Below are 20,804 nucleotides of genomic sequence, written 5' to 3'. Positions count from 1 at the left end.
ACGTTCGCAGGCGGGGGTCACAAGCATCCCGGCGGCGGGTCGCGGCGAGAGTTGAAGATGAAACTGGTGATCAATGGCGAACCGCGCACCCTGGCGCCCCTGCCGCATCTGGCGGCCTTGGTGAGGGAATTGGGCCTGGATCCGCGCAAGGTGGCCATCGAACGCAACCTGGAGATCGTGCCGCGCTCGGCCTATGACCTGACGCCCGTGGCCGACGGCGACCGGATCGAGATTGTGCATTTTATCGGAGGCGGCTGAGATGGATGACGCAGGCCAAAGGCCGATGGGGGCCGAGGACACCTGGAGCGTGGCGGGCCGCACCTTCACCTCGCGCCTGATCATCGGCACGGGAAAGTATAAGGACTACGCGACCAATGCGGCGGCGGCCGAAGCCGCCGGCGCGGAGATCGTCACGGTGGCGATTCGGCGGGTGAACCTGTCGGACCCCAGCCAGCCCATGCTGGTGGACCATGTGAAGCCCGACCGCTTCACCTTCCTGCCCAACACCGCCGGCTGTTTCACCGGCGAGGACGCGGTGCGCACCCTGCGGCTGGCCCGGGAGGCCGGGGGCTGGAACCTGGTCAAGCTTGAGGTTCTGTCCAACACCAAGCATCTGCTGCCGGACATGGAGGAGACCCTACGGGCCTTGAAGCTGCTGATCGCCGACGGGTTCGAGGTGATGGTCTATTGCAATGACGACCCGGTCTATGCGCTCAAGCTGGAGGAGGCCGGCGCCGCGGCCATCATGCCGCTGGGCGCACCCATCGGTTCGGGGCGCGGCATTCAGAACCAACTTAATCTCGCCCTGATCATCGAACAGGCCAAGGTGCCGGTGCTGGTGGACGCCGGCGTGGGCACGGCCTCGGATGCGGCGGTGGCCATGGAGTTGGGCTGCGACGCCGTCCTGATGAACACCGCCATCGCCGAGGCCCGCGACCCGATCCTGATGGCCAGCGCCATGCGCCATGCGGTCATCGCCGGGCGCGAGGCGTTTCTGGCCGGCCGCATGCCCAAGCGAATGTACGCCGATCCGTCCTCGCCCCTGGCGGGGCTGATCTAGACGCGTCCCGATAGGTGGGACGCGGTTGTCGGGGCAAAACGTACTCTAACTCTAGCCGACGATCTTTTCGGCCTGGGCTGCGGTGATGGCCGCGCGGACCGCCTCCATGTCGGCGCCGGAGATCAGCCGATCGCCGATGACGAAGGCTGGTGTGCCATTGATGCCCAGGCTGGCGGCGAGTTCGTGGGTGTCCACCAGCTGCTGCTGAATGGCCGGCGCCTGGGCGGCCCGCCGGGCGGCGGCGGGATCAATCCCGACGGCGCGCAGGTGGCGGTCGAGGGCCGCGTCATCCAGGGACCTCTCGGCCATCAGTCGATCATGGAGCTCCAGGGTCTTGGGCTTGGCGAGATCGGTCAGCATGATGGCCGCGGTCTCGTCGGACTGTTCGCCGAAGATCGGAAATTCCTTGAACACGACCCGAACGTCGGGATTTTCCTTGATGATCTTGGCCATCTCGACAGCGGCGACCTTGCAGTAGCCGCAGCGGTAGTCGAAGAACTCGGTGACGGTGATCGTCCCATCGGGATTGGCCACGAAGTCCCGCGGATCACGTTCCAGGGCGGCGCGCTGGGTCTCGATGGCCGAGGTGGCGGCCTGAGCGGCTTCGATCTCCCGCTTTTGCCCCAGCTTCTGGACGGCCTCCTCGATGACCTCGGGATGCTCGAGCAGATAGGCGCGGACCCGGTCGCCAAAGGCCGCGTCGGAGGCGCGGTCACAGGCGGACAGAGCCAGGGCGGAGGCGCATAGCGCCGCAAGGACAGGCAATGGTTTTCTCATCATGGATCCAGATAGGGATGTTCGGCGCGAGTTGCGACCGGGACGCCTTTGCGTGGTCTAGAGCGCGTTCTGATAAGTGGGAACCGGTTATCGGGACGAAACGCGCTCAAGCCTCTGAGTGTAGAGCCTGATTCAACGATCGATTCCGTCTGATCGCATCAGGCTCTAGCGGACAGAGCCCGTGGTGATCGCGCCTTCCTGCGCCAGTTCACGCAGATCGTCGCGGGAGGGGTTGGACGTCAGCACGATGTCGGTGGCCCGGCGCCACTCGGGCGTATCGCGGGTCAACATGTCCCGGGCCCTCATGGCGAAGACCCGAGCCTGCTGACGGTTGCCCACATGGAAGTTGTACTCCGCCGTGGCCAGGCGGGCGGCGCCGGCATCGCCCCGGCGGTCGTGACCTTCCGCCAGCAGGCGCCAGGCCACAGCATTGTCATTCTCCTGTGTGAGCGCCTTGCGGAGCTCTCGGATTCCTTCGTCCAGCTTGGCCTCATCGCTCATGGCGATCAGGGTCTGACCCAGATTGACCCGCAGGAGCGGCGCCTCAGGCATCAGTTCGACCGAACGCCGCTGAGGCGCCTCGGCCTCGGTGGTTCGGCCAAACTCATAGAGGATTTGCCCCTTCAGCTCCCAGAGATAGGCGTTCTCGGGCTGTTCGCTGAGGAGCGCGTCGATCAGACGTAGGGCTCGATCGGGCTCCTTCATCTGGTAATAGGCGATCGCGCGGGCGTAGCGGGCCGGATAGCTCGTATCCTTTTCTTCGTACTGGACGATGGCCCGCTGCGGATTCAGAAAGCCCTGCAGTTTGGCTTTCATGATCTCGTGCCGCTCCATAGCCTCTTCGCTGTCGACCTTGTCCCAGTCGGGCAGGGTCTCAGCCTTGCGGCGCAGGGTGTCGATCCGCTCCGACGACAGGGGGTGGCTGCGGAAATAGGCGTAGCGCCGGGCCTCCTGGAAGACCTCCTGGTAGCGGAAGTTGTCGAAGAACTCGACCAGCCCCCGACCTGACAGGCCGGCGCGATCCAGGATGTTGAGTCCGGCCTGGTCGGCGCGGCTTTCCTGTTCGCGGCTATAGCCCAGGGCCGCCAGGGTCCCGAACTGGCTTGCGCTGCCCATGAGGGCGATGGCTGCGTCCCCGGCGCCGGCGAAAGCGGCCAGAACCCCAAGACCCATGGTCAGCAGAAAGGGTTGCAGGCCGGCGCGCTGCATCTCGCCGGAGCGGGCGCTGTGTCCGGCGGCCAGGTGTCCCACCTCGTGGGCGATGACGCCCTGGAGCTGGTTGGGGGTCTTGGACTCCAGGATCAGGCCGGTGAAGAAGCCCATGGTGCCGGGCGCCGCAAAGGCGTTCAGCTCCTTGCTGCCAATCAGCAGGATCTTGATGCTGGCGGGGTTGATGCCTGCGGCCTCGAGAATGGGCCGGGAATCCTCCTCCAGGATGGCTTCAATCTCAGTGTCGCGGATGAGGGACAGGCCCTGCTGGGCCTGGGCCAGGCCCGGCGCAGCGGCGACCATGGCCGACAGGGCCAGAGAGCCGATCGCTCGCCGAAGACCTTTGAGTGCGCCCGTACGACGGCGAAGACTGGGAAAACGCAGGGGGGAGGCCATGCACACTCTCTTGCTCGCTTCCCCCCTTGCGCCCATCGGAAGCCTAACCCGTCAGCCGCGCCGCCACCAGCCACGACGTGGCTTGGCGGGGGGCGAGGTGATTTCGGCCGGGTCAGGGATCGCCTCGGGCTCAGCCGAACCCGTCTGCGCCACAGCTATCTCCGCAGGTTGCGGAGGGGGTGAAGCCACGGGTTCCGGCGCCGCGGCAGGCGCAGGTTCCGGCTCAGGTTCAGAGGGAGGGGCCATTGGCGCGGTTTCGACTTCGACCTCAGCCTCTGCGGCCTGGGGCTTGGGCTCAGCCTTGCGCCGGGTGCGGGCCCGCTTGGGCTTGGGCGCATCTTCGGCCACCGCCTCAGCGGGCGTCTCAGCCGTCATGGGCTCAGGCGCCGACTCAGCGACAGCCTCGGGCTCAGCCGCGACCTCGCTTTCGGTCGAGGTCTCGGCGACGGGCTCGGCCGCCGGCTTGGCCTTGCCACGGCTGCGCCGCCGCTTGGGCTTGTCCTCCGGCTCGGGCAGTTCGACCCAGATGTCGTCTGCGTCCGTCGTGGCGCTGGCGACCGAGGGGGCAGGGGCTTCCACCCCGGTCTCTTCCAGCGCGGCGGCGGGGCGTTCGGGCTGGGCCGTGCTCAGCTCGGGGATGGCCATGCGCTGGTCTTCGGAGAGGTCGAACCAGACAAACGGGTCTTCGCCATAGGGCACCCAGGGGCGGACCCATGCAAAGGCCTCTCCCGGACGATCCTCGCGCAGACGCCGGCCGCCTCTGCGGCCGCGGCGGCGACGGCGGCCGCCATTCTCGTCTTCCAGGCGAGTATCGGCCTCGGGGGCGGCGGGACGTTCTTCCTCGTCACGGCGACCTCCGCCACGGCGGCGGCGTCGACGGCCACGGCCCTGGGTTCGACCATCGGCCTCGTCCTCGCCGGAGGGCTCCCCGCCGCGCGGTTCGTCCTCCTCGTCGAGGTCCCGGGCCGCCGGCGCGCGGACTTCGTCCTGATCCTCTTCTTCGTCCTCGTCTTCCTCGTCCTCATCCTCATGGAGGCTGTCGTCGAACCCGTCGTCCTCGAGGGGATCGAACCGCGACGGGGTCGAGTGGACGATGATGGCGTGGTCAGGGCGGGTTTCGCTGGCCGTGCGCTCGATCTCATAGTCGGCATGGGGCATGGCGTCGTCGACCACCACGGTGACGAAGAGGCCGAAGGTCTCGTGAATGCGCGCCAGATGGGCGCGCTTTTCATTGAGGATGTAGAGCGCCACAGCGCGGGGCGCCTTCAGGGTCGCCTCGCCGCCGCCCTTGAGCGCCTCGATCTCCAGAGCCCTCAGAGTCGCCAGGGCGCTGGACTCCACTGAGCGAACCCGGCCGGTGCCGTTGCAGTGTTCGCAGACATGGGTGGTGCCTTCCAGCACGCCGGTTCGGCGACGCTGGCGGCTGATCTCCATCAGGCCGAACCCGCTGATCCTGCCCATCTGAATGCGGGCGCGATCGTCCTTCAGGGAGTCCTTGAGCTTCTTTTCGACCGCACGGTTGTTCTTCGACTCATCCATGTCGATGAAGTCGATGACGATCAGACCGGCCAGGTCACGCAGGCGCAGCTGCCGCGCTGTCTCTTCGGCGGCTTCCATATTGGTCTTGAGCGCCGTGGCTTCGATGTTGCGCTCGCGGGTGGACTTGCCGGAGTTCACATCGACCGCCACCAGGGCTTCGGTCTGGTTGATGACCAGATAGCCCCCCGAGCGCAGGGGCACCACCGGGCTGTAGATCTGGGAGAGGTGATCCTCGACCTTGTACTTGACGAACAGAGGCTCGGGGTCCCGGTAGAGCTGAACCTTCTTGGCCTGGGACGGCATCAGCATGCGCATGAAGTCGCGCGCTTCCTTGAAGCCGGCCTCGCCCTCCACGTAAACGCCGTCGATCTCTTTGTCGTAGAGGTCGCGGATGGCCCGTTTGACCAGGTCCTCCTCCTCATAGATCAGAGCCGGCGCGATAGAGTGCAGGGTGTTCTCACGGATATTTTCCCACAGGCGCAGGAGATACTCGTAGTCGCGCTTGATCTCGGCCTTGGTGCGCTTGGCGCCCGCGGTGCGGACGATCAGGCCCATGCCCTGCGGCACGTCCAGGCCCTGGACCACGCTCTTGAGGCGCTTGCGGTCGGTGGCCGTGGTGATCTTACGGCTGATGCCGCCGCCACGGGCGGTGTTAGGCATCAGGACGCCGTAGCGGCCGGCCAGGGACAGATAGGTGGTCAGCGCCGCGCCTTTGTTGCCGCGCTCTTCCTTGACCACCTGCACCAGCATGATCTGCCGGCGGCGGATCACTTCCTGGATCTTGTACTTGCGCATCAGCCGCCGGCGACGCCGGGCGACTTCCTCTTCCATCACATCGTCCTCATCGACGATGGCTTCGGCGTCCTCGTCGTCGGGGTCGGCGCTGCGGGCCGCGGGCTCGAAGGAGTCGTCCTCCTCGGCCTCTTCACGCATCAGAGCTTCGCGGTCAGCGACCGGGATCTGATAATAGTCAGGATGAATTTCGTTGAAGGCCAGGAAGCCATGGCGGTTGCCGCCATACTCGATAAAGGCCGCCTGGAGGCTGGGCTCCACACGGGTTACTTTTGCGAGATAAATATTGCCCCTGAGTTGCTTCCGGTTTTTACTCTCAAAATCGAAATCTTCAACACGCGAGCCGTCGATCAGGACCACACGCGTCTCTTCGGCGTGGGCCGCATCGATAAGCATCTTCTTCGACATCTAGTGAATCTCCACGGCGCGCCTCGAAACCTAGGTTCGGGCGCTGCCGGCTAAACATGAGGGCGCGTGCAGGGTCTCTGTTCACAGCGACGGAGGCGGCCGCGAGGCCGGCCAGTCGCCGGAATGGGGCTCGGGCGACGCTGCCCATGGGTGTGTCCTAGTCACGCCTGCAAGGCGGGGATCGGTGGAGCGTCGTCGCCGAACATCAGTCGGGCCGACGCAGGTATGCGCGCGGAATGAGGGCATGTGAGTCACGCCCATCGTTGCGCGGGGCGACATTGCAACACCGGCGGAAAAAAGGAAAGCCGTCGTCTCGGCGGGGGCCCGCTTAACCCTTTTTCCACGGGGATGGGCTCTAAGTCGTTCTTCAACGTCGCAGAAACGTTCGGTGGGTGTGTAAGCGTATGTTTTCCCGACTGGCCAAGGTCTTCCAGAAGGCGCGTCTTCTGTGCGCTGGCGTCGCCGTGGCGACCCTGGGCGGCCTGGCGGCTGTGGCGGTGTCACATGCGGCCTCTCCCGGGGCTGACATCCTTGGCGTACGCCTTGGGGGCGACGCCGCCGAGACCCGCCTGGTCATCGATCTCGATCGCGGCGCCACCGGCAAGGTGAGCCAGGACGGCTCTGGGGGCCGTGTGGTCATGTCCTTGCCCGGAGTCGAGGCCAAGGGCGCCCTGCAAGGCTCGGGGCGCGGTCTGGTCAAGGCGTGGATGATCGACACCGTCCAAGGCTCGGCCCGCATCCAGATCGATTTGGCGGGTGACGGCGTGATCAAGCGTCGCTTTCTGCTGCCGCCGGCCGATGGAGTGGGGCACTACCGCTATGTGATCGATATCGCCTCAGCCAGCCCGCCCCGCGCCACCTTCATTTCGCGTCCCACCAGCCGGCCTCAGGCGCCGAGCGCCAAGCCGCTGCCTCTGAAAAAAGTGGTGGTCATCGACGCCGGTCACGGCGGCCGCGACCCCGGCGCCCGCGGGGCGCGGGGGTATGAAAAGGACGTCACCCTGGCTGCGGCGCTGGCCCTGCAGTCGCGTCTGGAGCGCAGCGGAAAATATAAAGTCGTGATGACCCGCAGCAGCGATGTCTATGTCCCGCTGGAAAGCCGGGTGCAGATCGCCCGACGCGCGGGCGCCGACCTCTTCATCTCGCTGCACGCTGACGCCGGCGCCGACACCACCACCCGCGGGACCTCGGTCTATACCCTCTCCGAGCAGGCCTCGGGGCGGGCGACGAAATTTGTCTCCAAGGACGACTGGTTCATGAACGCCAGCCTCAGCGGCGGGGACCAGGGCGTCCGTGACATCCTGTTTGACCTCACTCAGCGGGCGACCAAGAATCGTTCAGCGACCTTTGCTGAACTGGTCCTGCAGCGGGCTGATCCGCACATGCCGCTCCTGCGCCGCAGCCACCGCGACGCGGGCTTCGTGGTCCTGCTGGCGCCTGACGTTCCGGCGATCCTGCTGGAGATGGGGTTCATGACCAACGTCCAGGACGAAGCCGCCCTGATGGACGCCGGCCGGCGGACCCGGTTCATGAACAGCGTCGGCGACGCCATCGACGACTATTTCCTCCAGCAGAGCCAGGTGGCGTCCCGCTGATCGTCCGCGGCGACGCGGCCGTTGGCGCCCGACGAGTTGCGCGTTAGATGACGGTCTGACGGGCGAGGGCGCCTGCGGAGGTCAACACAGTTGCATCCCCCCGAGAGATGGGTCGCGATCGCCGGCGTGGCGGTTCTCAGCCTGATCGCTGTGGCGGGTTTCGCCGTGGCGATCTACGCCGCGTGGCTGTTCCATGACATGCCCGATGCGGGCGACCTCGTGGACTATCGGCCGCCTACCTCTACGCGGGCCTATGCCTGGGACGGCACCCTGATCGGGGAGTTTTCCCGCGAGCGACGCATCTACGTGCCCTACGACCAGATGCCGCCGCATATGGTCCAGGCCTTCATGGCCGCCGAAGACCGCAACTTCTTCCAGCACAGTGGCGTCGACGGCCTGGGGCTTACCCGGGCCATGATGAAGAACGTTCTGAACGCCGCCCAGGGGCGGCGCCTGGAGGGCGGATCGACCATCACCCAGCAGGTCGCCAAGAATGTGCTGCTGACGAGCGACGCCACCCTTGGACGGAAGTTCAAGGAGGCGGTCCTGGCCCAGCGCCTGGAAAAGACCCTGAGCAAGGAACAGATTCTCGAGCTCTATCTGAATGAGATCTGGCTCGGCTATCGCTCCTATGGGGTCGGCGCTGCGGCCTACAACTATTTCGGAAAGTCGATCACCGATCTGACTCTGGCCGAGGCCGCCTATCTCGCCGCCCTCCCCAAGGGGCCTCAGAATTATCATCCCCAGAGGCGCAAGGCCGCCGCCGTCGCACGCCGGAACTGGGTGATCGGTGAGATGGCCGACCTGGGCTGGGTGACCCCCGAGCAGGCGTCTGCGGCCCTCGCCCAGGACCTTGTGGTGCAGGCCGCGCCCACCCGGGCCAAGTACCGCGATGCGGACTACTTCGTTGAAGAGGTCCGCCGCCGGGGGCTCGAAACCCTGGGTCCCCGTCTGAATGAAGGCGGCTACTACATGCGCACCACCTTAGATCCGGCCATGCAGACCGCGGCTCGGGTCGCGCTGATGGATGGGTTGGAGGCCTATGACCGGCGCCATGGATGGCGCGGCGCCTGGGGCCAGATTCCCCTTGAGCCCGGCTGGCAGGAGGTGGCCCGTCGACAGGCCGCGCCAGCCGAGCGTCGGCGTTGGCGGGCGGCTGCGGTCACCCAGGTGGCTGGCGGCGACATTCGGGTGGAAGTCGCCGAGAGCGGGGCCGCTGGCCCCTTGGCCAGCCAGGATGTCGCCTGGGCCCGGGCGGGCAAGGGTCTGGCTGTGGGCGATCTGGTCTTTGTGGAGCCGCCGGGCGAGGGCGCGTCGGCCTTCCGCCTGAAGCAGGTGCCGCAGGTCAATGGCGCGCTGGTGGCCATCGAGCCCCATTCCGGCCGGGTCCTGGCCATGGTGGGGGGCTATTCCTTCTCCCTCTCAAGTTTCAACCGGGCCACCCAGGCCATGAGGCAGCCCGGATCGGCCTTCAAGCCGATCGTTTATGCGGCGGCCCTGGAGGACGACTACACCCCGGCCAGCCTTGTCACCGACGCCATGATCACCCTCCCGGGCGCCCGCGAGGGCGAGACCTGGACACCGGAGAATTACAACCGCCGCTACTATGGCGCCCTGACCCTGCGCCGGGGGCTCGAGTTGTCGCGCAACGCCATGACCGTTCGTCTCGCCCAGGGGGTGGGGATGCGGAAGATCAGCGATCTGGCGGTCCGGATGGGTGTGGCTGACACGATGCAGCCGGTGCTGGCCATGTCCCTCGGCGCCGGCGAGACCACGCCCTTCCGCCTGACGGCGGCCTACGCCTCGTTTGTGAACGGCGGTCGAAAGATCGAGCCACACCTGATCGAGCTGGTGCAGGATCGGGAGGGCAAGGTCATCTACCGCGCCGACAGACGCGATTGCCCCCGCTGCGCGGCAGGGTTCAATGGCGACGAAAGTCCCCGGGTGCCCCTGGCCGGCGAACAGGTGATGGACCCGATCACCGCCTATCAGATCACCTCAATGCTGCAGGGCGTGGTCCAGCGGGGCACGGCGACCTCGGTGTCGGTGTTGGGACGCCCGGTGGGTGGCAAGACCGGCACCACCAATGAGTATCGCAGCGCCTGGTTCGTGGGCTTTACGCCGCAGATCGTGGCCGGCGTCTTCATCGGGTTCGATGACAATCGGCCCCTGGGCTTTGGGGAAACGGGGACAACGGCGGCGACGCCAATCTTCACGGCCTTCATGCAGGAAGCGGTGAAGGGCATGCCCGCCGTGGACTTCCAGGCGCCAGCAAACGCCAAATATGCGACGGTCCGTGGAATCAGGGAGGCGTTCCGCCCCGGAACCGAGCCCCGGGCTCAGACCCAGACCGTAACCCCGGGGCCGGGCGGTCCGATGCCTTACAACAAGGTCTGGCCCGATGGACGGATCAGCGGGGCCGGCAATGCAGGCGAGGCCGCAGCCCCCGCCGATGACATGAGCGGATTGTATTAGGCCCTCGGGCGCGCTATCCCGCGCGCCCTTGAATCCCCTGCCGACTTGAAGGGCAGGGCTCACCACCGATTGCCAGGAGCGATCCATGAGAGCGGATGTCGAGGCCATGGCGGCCGACATCGAGCAGTCCATCGGACTGCTCAGGAGGCGTCTTTGACTGGGAACCTGCCCTTCGCCACCTGGATGAGCTGAACGCCCGGGTCGAGGACCCCAGCCTGTGGGACAATGCGGCCGAGGCCCAAGCCCTGATGCGCGAGCGTCAGCGTCTGGCGGGCCAGGTCGAGGCCGTGCGCGGTCTTGAGCGCGGCCTGGAGGACGCTGTCGCCCTGGCGGAAATGGCCGACGAAGAGGGCGATGAGGCGAGCCTAGATGAGGCTCGCGCTGAACTCCGAGCGATCAAGGAGCGCGCCGCGCGCGCCGAGCTCGAGGCCTTGCTGTCTGGCGAGGCTGACGGCAATGACGCCTATGTGGAGGTCAATTCCGGGGCCGGCGGAACGGAATCCAACGACTGGGCCGGCATGCTTCTGCGCATGTACACCCGCTGGGCTCAGCAGCACGGCATGACGGTGGAGCTGATCGAGGAGACCGGCGGGGAGCAGGTCGGCATCAAGTCCGCCACCCTGCAGGTCAAGGGACCCAACGCCTATGGCTGGCTGAAGACCGAGGCCGGCGTGCACCGGCTGGTGCGGATCTCACCCTTCGACGCCAACGCCAAGCGACATACCAGCTTCGCCTCGGTCTGGGTCTTCCCGGTGGTGGACGACACCATCGAGATCGACATCAACCCGGCGGATGTGCGCACCGATACCTACCGGGCGTCCGGCGCCGGCGGGCAGCATATCAACAAGACCGATTCCGCGGTCCGACTCACCCACATCCCCACCGGCGTTGTGGTGGCGTGCCAGGCGGGACGGTCACAGCACGCCAATCGGGAAGAGGCCTGGAAGATGCTGCGCGCCAGACTCTATGAGCTCGAGTTACAGAGGCGGGAAGCCGAGCAGCAGGCCCTGGAAGACCAGAAGACCGACATCGGCTGGGGTCACCAGATCCGTTCCTACGTCCTGCAGCCCTATCAGATGGTCAAGGATCTGCGCACCGACGTGGAGACCTCCGACACCGACGGCGTCCTGGATGGCGATCTGGACGCCTTCATGGGCGCATCCCTGGCCCAACGGGTCGGTGTGACCCGGGACGCCTGATCCGCGCCACGAGCCCGGGGCGGATTATCAGCGGCGTGACGCCGGCCTGCCTTAAAAGACGGGCTTGGGCTGAGGGGCGCCGCTGGCGCTGGCCGCGGAGACAGCCGCTGGGGCCTCAAGGGCCGGCGTCTCGACCTTCACGGGATTGGCGGCGGCGGGCGCCGGGGCGGCCGGCCTCTGGAATTTCAGACTGCGCCCCTGGAAGAAGGCGCCCGTCTCCATGGCCAGCTGCTCATGGGTGATGTCGCCATCGATATAGCAGGTGCCATAGAGCCGGACCTGCTTGGCGGTGATGGCGCCGATCACCCGGCCGCGGGCCTCGACCGCCTCAGCATAGATTGAGCCTTCGACGTGGCCGGTGTCGCCGATGGTGAGTTTGCCGATCCGGACATCGCCACGAACAATGCCGTCGATGTGAAGCTCGCCTTCTCCGGTGATGCCGCCTTCCACCGTGAGGTTTTCGGCGATGAGAGAGGCCACTTTCGGCGATTTTCGGGCGGTCTGTGTGGAGTCAGCAAGGGCGGGAGGCGGCGCATCCAGGCGCGCAGGGGTCTTGGAGTTGTCCGACTTAGTCTGCTGCTTGCTGAACATATTCGCCCGCCTTCACAAAACGGCTGGGGTTCTGGGCGCGGCCATTGACCCAGACTTCATAATGGAGATGAACGCCCGTGGAGCGCCCGGTGGAGCCCATGCCGCCGACGCGCTGGCCCACCGCGACCCGCTGTCCGGGCTTTACGGCGATGGCCTGCAGGTGGGCGTAGCGGGTCTTGAAGCCCTGACCGTGGTCGATCTCGACCGTATTGCCATAGCCAGAACGCACGCCTGCGAAGGAGACGACGCCTGGGCCGGTGGCGAGGATCGGGGCCATGAAGCCGCCCCCGAAATCGAGACCGGAATGGAAGGCCGGCCGCTTGGTGAACGGGTCGAAGCGAACGCCGAATCCGCTGGACTGGCGTCCGCCGGCGGTGGGTTTGGCCAGGGGGAGTTTTTCGGCGGCTGAGCCAAGGGCGCGGGCTTCGGAGAGATTGGTGGCCGCGTGCTGGATCCGCGCGGCGAAATCCTCATCCACGTCGAGAACGGCGGCCAGGGCGCTGGGGTCGCGGGCCTCGATCAGGGGGCCGCCCAGGGCGCCGGATTTTGGCGCATAACCATTGGGGCTGAGGCCGGCGAGCCGGAAGGCCATGCGCAGGCGCTCGGCGCGTCCCTTGGCGAAGGTGTCGGCCGAGTCCAGAAGCCGTTCCTGGCTGGCGCGGATCAGCTCCACCCGCCGGACGGGGTCAGTGATCTCAGGCTCTGTTGAAGCGCGCTGGATTTCTGGGGCGAGGGCCTTGGCTGCGCCTGGGGTGTCCTTGTAGTCGCTCAGCAACATGGCCAGGGCTGCGTGACGGCGCTCAACCGAAAGGGCGAGGTCGTCAATCGATCCGTTGGTGGCGTTGAGTTGGGCGACCGCGCTGTTCAGCCGGGCCTGCCGATCGGCGATCCACCGCTCATACTTGGCCTGGGTGCGGGCGATTTCCTGATCGGACGCCGACATCTGCATGGCGTTGACCATCATGGCCGCCGTGCAGATCCCCATCCAAAGGGCCGCGGCGCCAACCGCGCCCGCGCCGAGAAGTTGCTTTGAGGTGGTCAGGACGTAGGCGCGCATCTCGCCGCCGGAACGGACATAGAGATGGCGCTCGGGGAAGAGCTCTTCGAGCGAACGGCGGAGGCGCGTTATGCGTTTCATGCTCATCGCTACAGTTACCAGGAGCAGCGACGACGATATGCAATGAGATGGTTGGGGCGCGCAAGACCCTTCGCGCCCGGAGGGAACAAAAGCCTAGCTTCGCACACCATTGCATCATCTCGTTAAACGAGACTCAATTGAGGCGCCACAAGGATCAGGGGCCCCTGAGAGGGCCTCCTCGACATTCCCCGCATGCGCGACAATTCTACAACACAGTCCGCCCTGGAATGGTTCCCCGCACCCGGCGGTGTGCGACGTCAGACTAGGGCCTCAGGTCTTGAGCGGCCTTGAGGACGGTCTCCACGTGACCGGGAACCTTCACCTTGCGCCAGATGGCTGCGATCTTGCCTTGGCCATCGATCAGGAAGGTGGAGCGGTCGATCCCCATGTATTTGCGGCCATACATGCTCTTCTCCACCCAGGCGCCATAGGTTTCGACCACGGCCCCGCTGGGGTCCGAGCCCAGCAGCACCTTGAGGTCATGCTTGGCGGCGAATTTCCCGTGGGAGGCGACTGAATCCTTCGAGACCCCCAGGACGGCGGCGCCGGCCCCGGCGAAGGCGTCAATCTGCGCGGAGAAGTCGATCGCCTCCTTGGTGCACCCGGAGGTGTCGTCCTTTGGATAGAAATAGAGCACCAGGGTCTGGCCGGCGAAGTCCGCCAGGCTGATGGGGCCCTGCGCGCCCTCAAGTTCAAACGCCGGCGCTGCTGCGCCCACTTCCAGGTCAGCCATTTCTCACTCCTTCAGTGTCTTGCCGCCTCAGACGGGGCGGACCAGCACGATCTTCTTCTTTCCTGCCGCCAGTTTTACGACGCCATCAATGAGGTCGGATGCGTCGAGGGTACGGTTGGCGTCGGTTTCGGCCTGGTCGTTGACCCTGAGGCCACCCCCCTGGGCGAGGCGCCGGGCTTCCCCGCGTGAGGCCGCGAGCCCCGCATCGGCCGCCAGGGCGGCCAGGACGACGCCCGCCTCCAGCTCCCCGCGAGGAATCTCGAAGCTCGGTAGATCGGTGGAGAGCTGGCCCTGCTCAAAAGCGGCCACCGCGGCGGCCTCGGCCGCCTGAGCGGCTTCCTCGCCGTGCAGCAGGCTGGTGGCCGCATTGGCCAACACCTTTTTGGCCTCATTGATCTGGGCGCCTTCCAGCGCTTCCAGCCTGGCGATCTCATCGAGGGACAGGTCGGTGAACAGCCGCATGAAGCGGCCGACATCGGCGTCCTCGGTGTTCCGCCAGAACTGCCAGTAGTCGTAGGGACTGCGCATGTCGGCGTTCAGCCAGACCGCCCCGCCGACGCTCTTGCCCATCTTCTGGCCCGAGGCGGTCGACAGCAGGGGGGTGGTCAGACCAAAGGCCGGCTTCTGGTCGACGCGGCGGATCAGCTCCACCCCGTTGACGATATTGCCCCACTGATCCGAGCCGCCCATCTGCAGGACGCAGCCGTAGCGGCGCTCGAGCTCGAGGAAGTCCACCGACTGCATCAGCATGTAGTTGAACTCGAGGAAGGTCATCGGCTGTTCGCGGTCCAGCCGGGTCTTGACGCTGTCGAAGCTCAACATGCGGTTGATGGTGAAGTGGACGCCGTAGTCCCGCAGGAACTGGAGGTATCCGAAGCTCTCCAGCCACTCCGCATTGTTGACCATGACCGCGTCGGTGGGGCCGTCGCCAAAGGTCAGGAACCGCTGGAAGACGGTCTTGATGGAGTCAATGTTCCCCTGAATCTGGGCGTCGGTGAGCAGGGGGCGCTGTTGATCCTTATCCGTGGGATCACCGACCTTCGTCGTGCCGCCCCCCATAAGGACGATGGGCTTGTGGCCGCTCTGCTGCAGCCGGCGCAGGGTCATGATCGAGAACAGGTGCCCCACATGCAGGCTGGACGCCGTGGCGTCGAAGCCGATGTAGGCGACGATCGGGCCGGCCAGGCAGGCGGCGTCCAGATCCGCCGGATGGGTGATCTGGTGGATGTAGCCGCGCGTCTGCATCAGGCGCAGGAAGTCGGATTTGAACTCAGGATCGCTGGTCATGGGGCCGGGCTTCGAGTGGGAAGGCCCGGGCTCTAGCACGCTGGGATCGGATAGTTCGAGAGTCATCTGAGGGTCTCCGGTGGGCGGGGCCGGAAACGCTGAGGTTCGAAGGGTTCGAAGGGCGCGCCGACCAAGAGGGAGGGCGCAAGAGATCGATCCGCGCCGCTTTAGGGGGCGCGGTAATAGAGGCCGGTGTTGGCGCAGGCGTCGATCATGCGGCTAGCTAGCGGCCCCAAGCCATGGCAGTCAAGGGGCATGCGTGTATTGGGATTCATGACCGGCACCTCTCTCGACGCTGTCGACATGGCGGTGCTGGAGACCGACGGCGAGACCATTGAGGCCTTTGGCCCCGCCGGCGAGCGCAAGCTGACCGACGCGGTGCGGAAGCTGGTGGTGGCCGCCACCGAGGCCGCCCGAGGCTGGGCGCGGAATTCGCCGGAGCCGGCGGTGTTTGAAGAGGCCGCAGCGGCCATCGCCCGTGAGCATCTGGAGGCGGCCGAAGCCTTCCTGGCGGAGCATGATCTCGCCTGGTCCGATATCGACCTCATCGGCATGCATGGCCAGACCGTGCTGCATGAGCGGCCGAAGGACGGCCAGATCGGCCGGACGGTTCAACTCGGCGACGCCGCCTGGCTCGCCGAACAGACTGGCGTTCCAGTGGCCTTTGACTTCCGGTCCGCCGACGTGGCGGCGGGCGGGGAGGGGGCGCCCCTGGCGCCGATCTATCACCTGGCCCGGGCGCGGGCCGCTGGCATGGCCCCGCCCCTGGCGGTGCTCAATGTGGGCGGCGTGGCCAATGTCACCCTCTGGCCGGGGGTGGGGGAACTGGTGGCGTTCGACACCGGACCGGGCAATGGCATGATCGATTTGCTGGTTCAGGCCAGAGGCGCCGGGCGGTTTGACGACAAGGGCAATTATGCCAGCGTCGGCATGGTGGATGAGGGCATGTTGCGGGCCCTGCTGGCCCATCCCTATTTCGACGCCCCGCCGCCCAAATCCCTGGACCGCTATGACTTCTCCCTCGAGCCGCTCGAGGAGCTGAAGCTCGAGGACGCCGCCGCCACCCTGGTGGCCTTTACGGCTGAGGCGGTGAAGATGGGCTTCCTGAAGCTGGAGGTCAGCCCTGAGGTGGTCGTCGTCTGCGGCGGCGGCCGCCACAATCCTGAGATCATGAAAGCCCTGCGCGAGCGGCTGAAGGCCCAGGTGCTGAGCGCCGAAGATGTGGATTGGCGCGGGGACGCCATCGAGGCCGAGGCCTTCGCCTATCTGGCGGCGCGCACGGCGCGTGGCCTGCCGATTTCCTTTCCGAAGACCACAGGGGCGCCCAGCCCCATGACGGGGGGGCGCATCGTTCGTCCCGCTGCAAAATCTCAGGAGGGTTGAGATGAGCCGGAGATCTTCCACTGGCCTGCTGATGGGCGCCGCCTTGATCAGCCTGGCCTGCGCCGGGTCGGCGTTTGGACAGGAAAGCCCCCATCGGGCGACGGTCTTTGCGGCGGCCAAGGACCTCCAGCCCAAGGTCGTGGCCTGGCGGCGTGACATTCACCAGCACCCGGAACTGGGCAATCGGGAATTCCGCACCTCGGCCCTGGTGGCCGAGCACCTCCGCGCCCTGGGCTATGAGGTGAAGACCGGCGTCGCCCACACCGGCGTGGTGGCGACACTCAAGGGCGGCAAGCCTGGCGGCGTGGTCGCCCTGCGCGCGGACATGGACGCCCTGCCGGTGGAGGAGAAGACCGGCCTGCCCTTCGCCTCCAAGGTCGTGGGCGAGTACAATGGCCAGCCGACGCCGGTCATGCACGCCTGCGGCCACGACGCCCATGTGGCCATCCTGATGGGCGCCGCCGAGGTTCTGGCGGGGATGCGTGAGGATATCGCCGGAACCGTGGTGCTGATCTTCCAGCCCGCCGAAGAGGGTCCGCCCCCTGGGGAAGACGGGGGCGCGGCGATGATGATCGCCGAAGGCGCCCTGGCCAATCCGAAACCCGGCGCCATCTTCGGGCTGCACGTCAGTCCCGGCGATGTGGGGGCCATCGCCTATCGAAGCGGTCCGATGATGGCCGCGGCCGACTCCTACGAAATCCGCATCAAGGGCAAGCAGACCCATGGCGCCCGGCCCTGGGACGGCATCGACCTTGCCTCACTGAGCGCTGAGATCGTCCAGGCCTTCAACCAGATCGCCGCCCGACGGCTGGACGTGGCGCGTTCGCCGACGGTGATCACGGTGGCGGTCATTCAGAGCGGCGTGCGCCACAACATCATCCCTGAGGACATGATGATGGGCGGGACCCTGCGCACCTTCGATCCGGAGATGCGCACGGCCACCATCGCCCAGATGCAGGCCGCCGTTGACGGCATTGTCGCCCGCTATGGGGCGGAGGGAAGCCTGACCCTGGGGGGCTCCACGCCGGTGGTCAGCAATGATGCGGATCTCGCGCGCCTGATGGCCCCGACCCTGTTGGCGGCGGCCTCAGGCCCCGTCAACGCCGAAACCGGCCTGATTACAGGGGCCGAGGATTTTGCCGATTTCCAGGCTGTGGTCCCGGGCCTGTTCTACCGACTGGGGGTCGGCTATCCGCCCGGCACAAATCACTCGCCCTTCTTCACGATCGACGAGGCGGCGCTGGAGGTCGGTGTGCGCGCTCAGGTCCTGACGGCCCTGGACTATCTCGACAGGACCGCGGGCGGGCCGGCCGACTGAGGTTGCTCTGGTGGCGGCCTCAGGCCTCCAGGGCGGCCATGCGCTTGTCGAGATAGGCGCCGACCCGGGTCTCCACCTCGACCAGCCGCTCGGTCCAGAAGTGGTTGGCCTGGTCGACCAGGTCATAGTCGATGACGATGCCCTTCTGGGTCCGCAGCTTGGACACCACGCGCTCCACTTCAACCGGCGGGGTGACGGTGTCAGCCGAGCCTTGCAGGATCAGACCCGAGGCCGGGCAGGGGGCCAGGAAGCTGAAGTCGTACATGTTGGTGGGTGGGGACACCGAGATGAAGCCGTCGGTTTCCGGGCGGCGCATCAGAAGCTGCATGCCGACCCAGGCGCCGAAGTCATAGCCGGCGACCCAGCATTGCGAGGCTGCCGGGTTGGTGGACTGCAACCAGTCCAGGGCGGTGGCCGCATCGGCCAGCTCGCCAATGCCGGAGTCGAATTCACCCTGGCTGCGGCCCACGCCGCGGAAATTGAAGCGCAGGACCGAGAAGCCACGCTTCATGAACAGGTGGTAGAGCTGAACGGCCACCGGATTGTTCATCTGGCCGCCGGCCTTGGGGTGGGGGTGGAGGATCAACGCCACCGGGGCGTTTTCCGTCTTGCCCTGGGCGTAGCGCCCCTCAATCCGTCCGGCCGCGCCCGTCAGAACTATCTCTGGCATGCCATCCTCTCGTGCCGCCGAATACTTGACTACAGCGCTTGGTCTTCCTAGATCGCACCCATGCGTTCATTCGGAAAACCCCGCCCTGGGAAGCCGCGGCTTGTAGCACACGCTCGGTCCGATGCGCGGGAAAACTGCAAGGCGGGCCTGACCCCATGCGCTTGAGCACCAAGGGACGATACGCGGTCATGGCGATGGCGGACCTCGCCCGTCGCGAGGGGGACAAGGCTGTCGCCCTGGCCGAGATCGCCCAGCGGCAGGAGATATCCCTGTCCTATCTGGAGCAGTTGTTCGCCCGCCTGCGCCGCCAGGGCCTGGTGGTCAGCGCCCGGGGCCCCGGCGGCGGCTACCGATTGGCCCGGCTGGCCAGCGAGACCAACATCGCCGACATCGTCCTGGCCGTCGACGAGCCCCTTCGGGCCACCCGCTGCACCAAGGACGCGCGCAAAGGCTGCATGCTCAGCGGCGAGAAGTGCCTGACCCACGACCTCTGGGAAGAGATGGGCCGCCAGATCCACGCCTATCTGGAATCGGTGTCCCTGGCTGACGTGGTCAGCGGCCGGCTGGGCGCTGAGGCCGGAACGGTGGCCGCATGAGTGCCGTCTATCTTGATCACAACGCCACCGCCCCGATCCGGCCTGAGGCCCTGGCGGCGGTGAACACCGCCCTGATCGCCGGAGGCAATCCCTCGTCGGTTCACGCCGCGGGTCGCGCCGCCCGGGCGCGGATGGAACAGGCCCGCGTCCAGGTGGCCGCCCTGATCGGCGCCCCGGCCTCCACCGTGGTCTTCACCTCTGGTGGCACCGAGGCCAACGCCCTGGCCATTGAGAGCGCGGTTGCGAGCGGCGCTCGGCGCCTGCTGGTCAGCGCCATCGAGCATGATGCGGTGCTGGAGACGGCCCGGGCTTCTGGGGCGCAGGTCGAACTCATGCCTGTGCATAGCGACGGCCGCCTCGATCTCGAGGCGCTCTCTGCAGCGCTGAAGACCTGGAACACCGCCGATGGCCGGCCCTTTGTGGCCCTGATGCTCGCCAACAATGAGACCGGGGTTCTTCAGCCGGTGGCAGAGGCGGCGGTGCTCGTCCGGGGCGCCGGCGGCTGGCTGCATGTGGACGCGGTTCAGGCGGCCGGTCGGATTGCGATCGACAGCCGCGCCCTGGGCGCTGACACCCTGGCCATCTCCAGCCACAAGATCGGCGGCCCAGGTGGCGCCGGCGCTCTGACTTTTGGTCCGCGCGCGACGCTGGTGCGTCGCCTGCATGGGGGCGGCCAGGAGCGTGGCCGCCGGGCGGGCACAGAGAATGTCGCTGGCATTGTGGGATTTGGCGCCGCCGCTGAGGTCGCCTTGTATGCGTTGGAGGCCGTCTCGGCCCAGGCTGAGTGGCGCGATGGCGCCCAGGCGGCCCTCGCCGCCGCCGGCGCCGTGCCCCTCGGCGCCGACGCGCCGCGTCTGCCCAACACCCTTTGCATCGCTGCTCCGGGGTTTCCGGCGGAGCTTCAGGTGATGGCGCTTGATCTCGCCGGGGTGATGGTCAGCGCCGGATCGGCCTGCTCGTCAGGCAAGGTCAAGGCGAGCCATGTCCTGTTGGCCATGGGCCAGAGCGACCTGGCCGGGGCGGCGATCCGCATCTCCGGCGGTTGGTCAACCAAGCCCGATGACTGGAATCAAATGGTCGAGGCCTGGATCACGGCCTACGACCGCCACGCCGCGCGCCGTCGCGCGCCTGCGGCCTGAAGGAAGAACAATGCCCGCCGTCAAGAAGACCGTCGATTCTGTTGAGGCCCTGGAGCGCTACCAGCATGGCTTCATCACCACCGTCGACCAGGAGTTCGCCCCCAAGGGCCTGAGCGCCGACATCGTCCGCTTCATCTCCGCCAAGAAGCAGGAGCCGGAATGGATGCTGGAATGGCGCCTGGCGGCCTATGAGCGCTGGCTGGCCATGGACGAGCCGGACTGGGCCAAGGTCAACTATCCCAAGATCGACTACCAGGACTCCTACTACTACGCCGCGCCCAAGGAGAAGATCGGGCCGATGAGCCTGGACGAGGTGGATCCGGAAATCCTGGCCACCTACGCCAAGCTCGGCATTCCGTTGCGCGAGCAGGAGGTTCTGGCCGGCGTCCAGGGGGCGCCGAAATACGCCGTGGATGCGGTGTTCGACAGCGTCTCGGTGGTCACCACCTTCAAGAAGGAGCTGGCCGCAGTCGGGGTGATCTTCTGCTCGTTCAGCGAG

17 protein-coding genes and 1 pseudogene are annotated in these 20,804 nt (G+C 66.7%); 10 read left to right on the top strand and 8 right to left on the bottom strand.

The genetic code is table 11. From position 1 onward, the window contains the following. Positions 1-57 precede the first annotated feature (57 nt). Together thiS and Q7V15_RS08120 are read left to right on the top strand one after the other, a co-directional pair. Positions 58-258 carry a sulfur carrier protein ThiS gene (gene thiS / locus Q7V15_RS08125; RefSeq protein ID WP_304754969.1) on the top strand — a complete coding sequence of 67 codons (201 nt, stop codon included), beginning with the start codon at positions 58-60 and terminating at the stop codon, positions 256-258. A gap of 1 nt (position 259) precedes the next feature. Beyond that, the gene (locus Q7V15_RS08120) at positions 260-1,060 is read left to right on the top strand and encodes a thiazole synthase (RefSeq protein WP_304754968.1); all 801 of its coding nucleotides are present in this window, start codon (positions 260-262) and stop codon (positions 1,058-1,060) included. Positions 1,061-1,111: 51 nt separating this feature from the next. Here the strand turns inward: Q7V15_RS08120 and Q7V15_RS08115 are convergent, their stop codons facing one another. From Q7V15_RS08115 to Q7V15_RS08105, 3 genes are all read right to left on the bottom strand, one after another. Then, entirely contained in the window at positions 1,112-1,840 is a 729-nt protein-coding gene (locus Q7V15_RS08115) for a DsbA family protein (protein ID WP_304754967.1), read from the bottom strand. A gap of 162 nt (positions 1,841-2,002) precedes the next feature. Next, complete coding sequence (locus Q7V15_RS08110) at positions 2,003-3,442, bottom strand: M48 family metalloprotease (protein WP_304754966.1); 1,440 nt, start codon at positions 3,440-3,442, stop codon at positions 2,003-2,005. Positions 3,443-3,493: 51 nt separating this feature from the next. Next, positions 3,494-6,181: a ribonuclease E/G gene (locus tag Q7V15_RS08105; protein ID WP_304754965.1), complete on the bottom strand. Its 2,688-nt coding sequence runs from the start codon at positions 6,179-6,181 to the stop codon at positions 3,494-3,496. 404 nt (positions 6,182-6,585) lie between these two features. On the opposite strand from Q7V15_RS08105, the gene Q7V15_RS08100 reads away from it, so the two are divergent. The 3 genes from Q7V15_RS08100 (at position 6,586) to prfB (ending at position 11,450) form a co-directional block, all read left to right on the top strand. Then, complete coding sequence (locus Q7V15_RS08100; RefSeq protein WP_304754964.1) at positions 6,586-7,776, top strand: N-acetylmuramoyl-L-alanine amidase; 1,191 nt, start codon at positions 6,586-6,588, stop codon at positions 7,774-7,776. 126 nt (positions 7,777-7,902) lie between these two features. Then, complete coding sequence (locus Q7V15_RS08095) at positions 7,903-10,251, top strand: penicillin-binding protein 1A (protein ID WP_370689792.1); 2,349 nt, start codon at positions 7,903-7,905, stop codon at positions 10,249-10,251. Positions 10,252-10,336: 85 nt separating this feature from the next. Further along, a protein-coding gene (gene prfB / locus Q7V15_RS08090; RefSeq protein WP_304754963.1) for a peptide chain release factor 2 occupies positions 10,337-11,450 on the top strand; the annotation gives its coding sequence in 2 pieces (ribosomal slippage) (positions 10,337-10,405 and positions 10,407-11,450; 1,113 coding nt in all). 51 nt (positions 11,451-11,501) lie between these two features. Here prfB and Q7V15_RS08085 read toward each other — a convergent pair. From Q7V15_RS08085 to tyrS, 4 genes are all read right to left on the bottom strand, one after another. Then, a complete protein-coding gene (locus tag Q7V15_RS08085; RefSeq protein WP_304754961.1) occupies positions 11,502-12,041 on the bottom strand; it encodes a polymer-forming cytoskeletal protein in 540 nt (179 codons plus the stop codon). After that, the gene (locus tag Q7V15_RS08080) at positions 12,019-13,185 is read right to left on the bottom strand and encodes a M23 family metallopeptidase (protein WP_304754960.1); all 1,167 of its coding nucleotides are present in this window, start codon (positions 13,183-13,185) and stop codon (positions 12,019-12,021) included. The genes Q7V15_RS08085 and Q7V15_RS08080 overlap by 23 nt, the downstream gene beginning before the upstream one ends. A 256-nt stretch (positions 13,186-13,441) precedes the next feature. Beyond that, positions 13,442-13,912 carry a peroxiredoxin gene (locus Q7V15_RS08075; RefSeq protein WP_304754959.1) on the bottom strand — a complete coding sequence of 157 codons (471 nt, stop codon included), beginning with the start codon at positions 13,910-13,912 and terminating at the stop codon, positions 13,442-13,444. Positions 13,913-13,939: 27 nt separating this feature from the next. After that, entirely contained in the window at positions 13,940-15,199 is a 1,260-nt protein-coding gene (gene tyrS / locus Q7V15_RS08070; protein WP_304754957.1) for a tyrosine--tRNA ligase, read from the bottom strand. Positions 15,200-15,454: 255 nt separating this feature from the next. Here tyrS and Q7V15_RS08065 point away from each other — a divergent pair, with 255 nt between their 5' ends. Next, positions 15,455-16,582, top strand: coding sequence for an anhydro-N-acetylmuramic acid kinase (locus Q7V15_RS08065; protein WP_304754956.1), 1,128 nt, complete (start codon positions 15,455-15,457; stop codon positions 16,580-16,582). Between the two features lies 1 nt (position 16,583). After that, positions 16,584-17,900, top strand: coding sequence for an amidohydrolase (locus Q7V15_RS08060; protein ID WP_304754955.1), 1,317 nt, complete (start codon positions 16,584-16,586; stop codon positions 17,898-17,900). A 19-nt stretch (positions 17,901-17,919) separates the two neighbouring features. On the opposite strand, the gene Q7V15_RS08055 is transcribed toward Q7V15_RS08060, so the two are convergent. Next, on the bottom strand, positions 17,920-18,570 hold the full coding sequence (locus tag Q7V15_RS08055) for an alpha/beta hydrolase (RefSeq protein ID WP_304754954.1): 651 nt from the start codon (positions 18,568-18,570) through the stop codon (positions 17,920-17,922). Positions 18,571-18,725: 155 nt separating this feature from the next. On the opposite strand from Q7V15_RS08055, the gene Q7V15_RS08050 reads away from it, so the two are divergent. The 3 genes and pseudogenes from Q7V15_RS08050 to Q7V15_RS08040 all read left to right on the top strand — a co-directional run. Continuing rightward, the gene (locus Q7V15_RS08050; RefSeq protein ID WP_304754953.1) at positions 18,726-19,166 is read left to right on the top strand and encodes an Rrf2 family transcriptional regulator; all 441 of its coding nucleotides are present in this window, start codon (positions 18,726-18,728) and stop codon (positions 19,164-19,166) included. Then, positions 19,163-20,305, top strand: coding sequence for a cysteine desulfurase family protein (locus Q7V15_RS08045; RefSeq protein WP_304754951.1), 1,143 nt, complete (start codon positions 19,163-19,165; stop codon positions 20,303-20,305). Before Q7V15_RS08050 ends, Q7V15_RS08045 begins: the two co-directional genes overlap by 4 nt. 10 nt (positions 20,306-20,315) lie before the next feature. Next, positions 20,316-20,804, top strand: a pseudogene (locus Q7V15_RS08040) (Fe-S cluster assembly protein SufB); the annotation flags it as partial.

Origin of the sequence: Phenylobacterium sp., from assembly GCF_030651755.1 — a bacterium.
Classification (GTDB): Bacteria; Pseudomonadota; Alphaproteobacteria; order Caulobacterales; family Caulobacteraceae; genus Phenylobacterium.
This window is presented reverse-complemented; position numbering and strand designations above follow the sequence as displayed.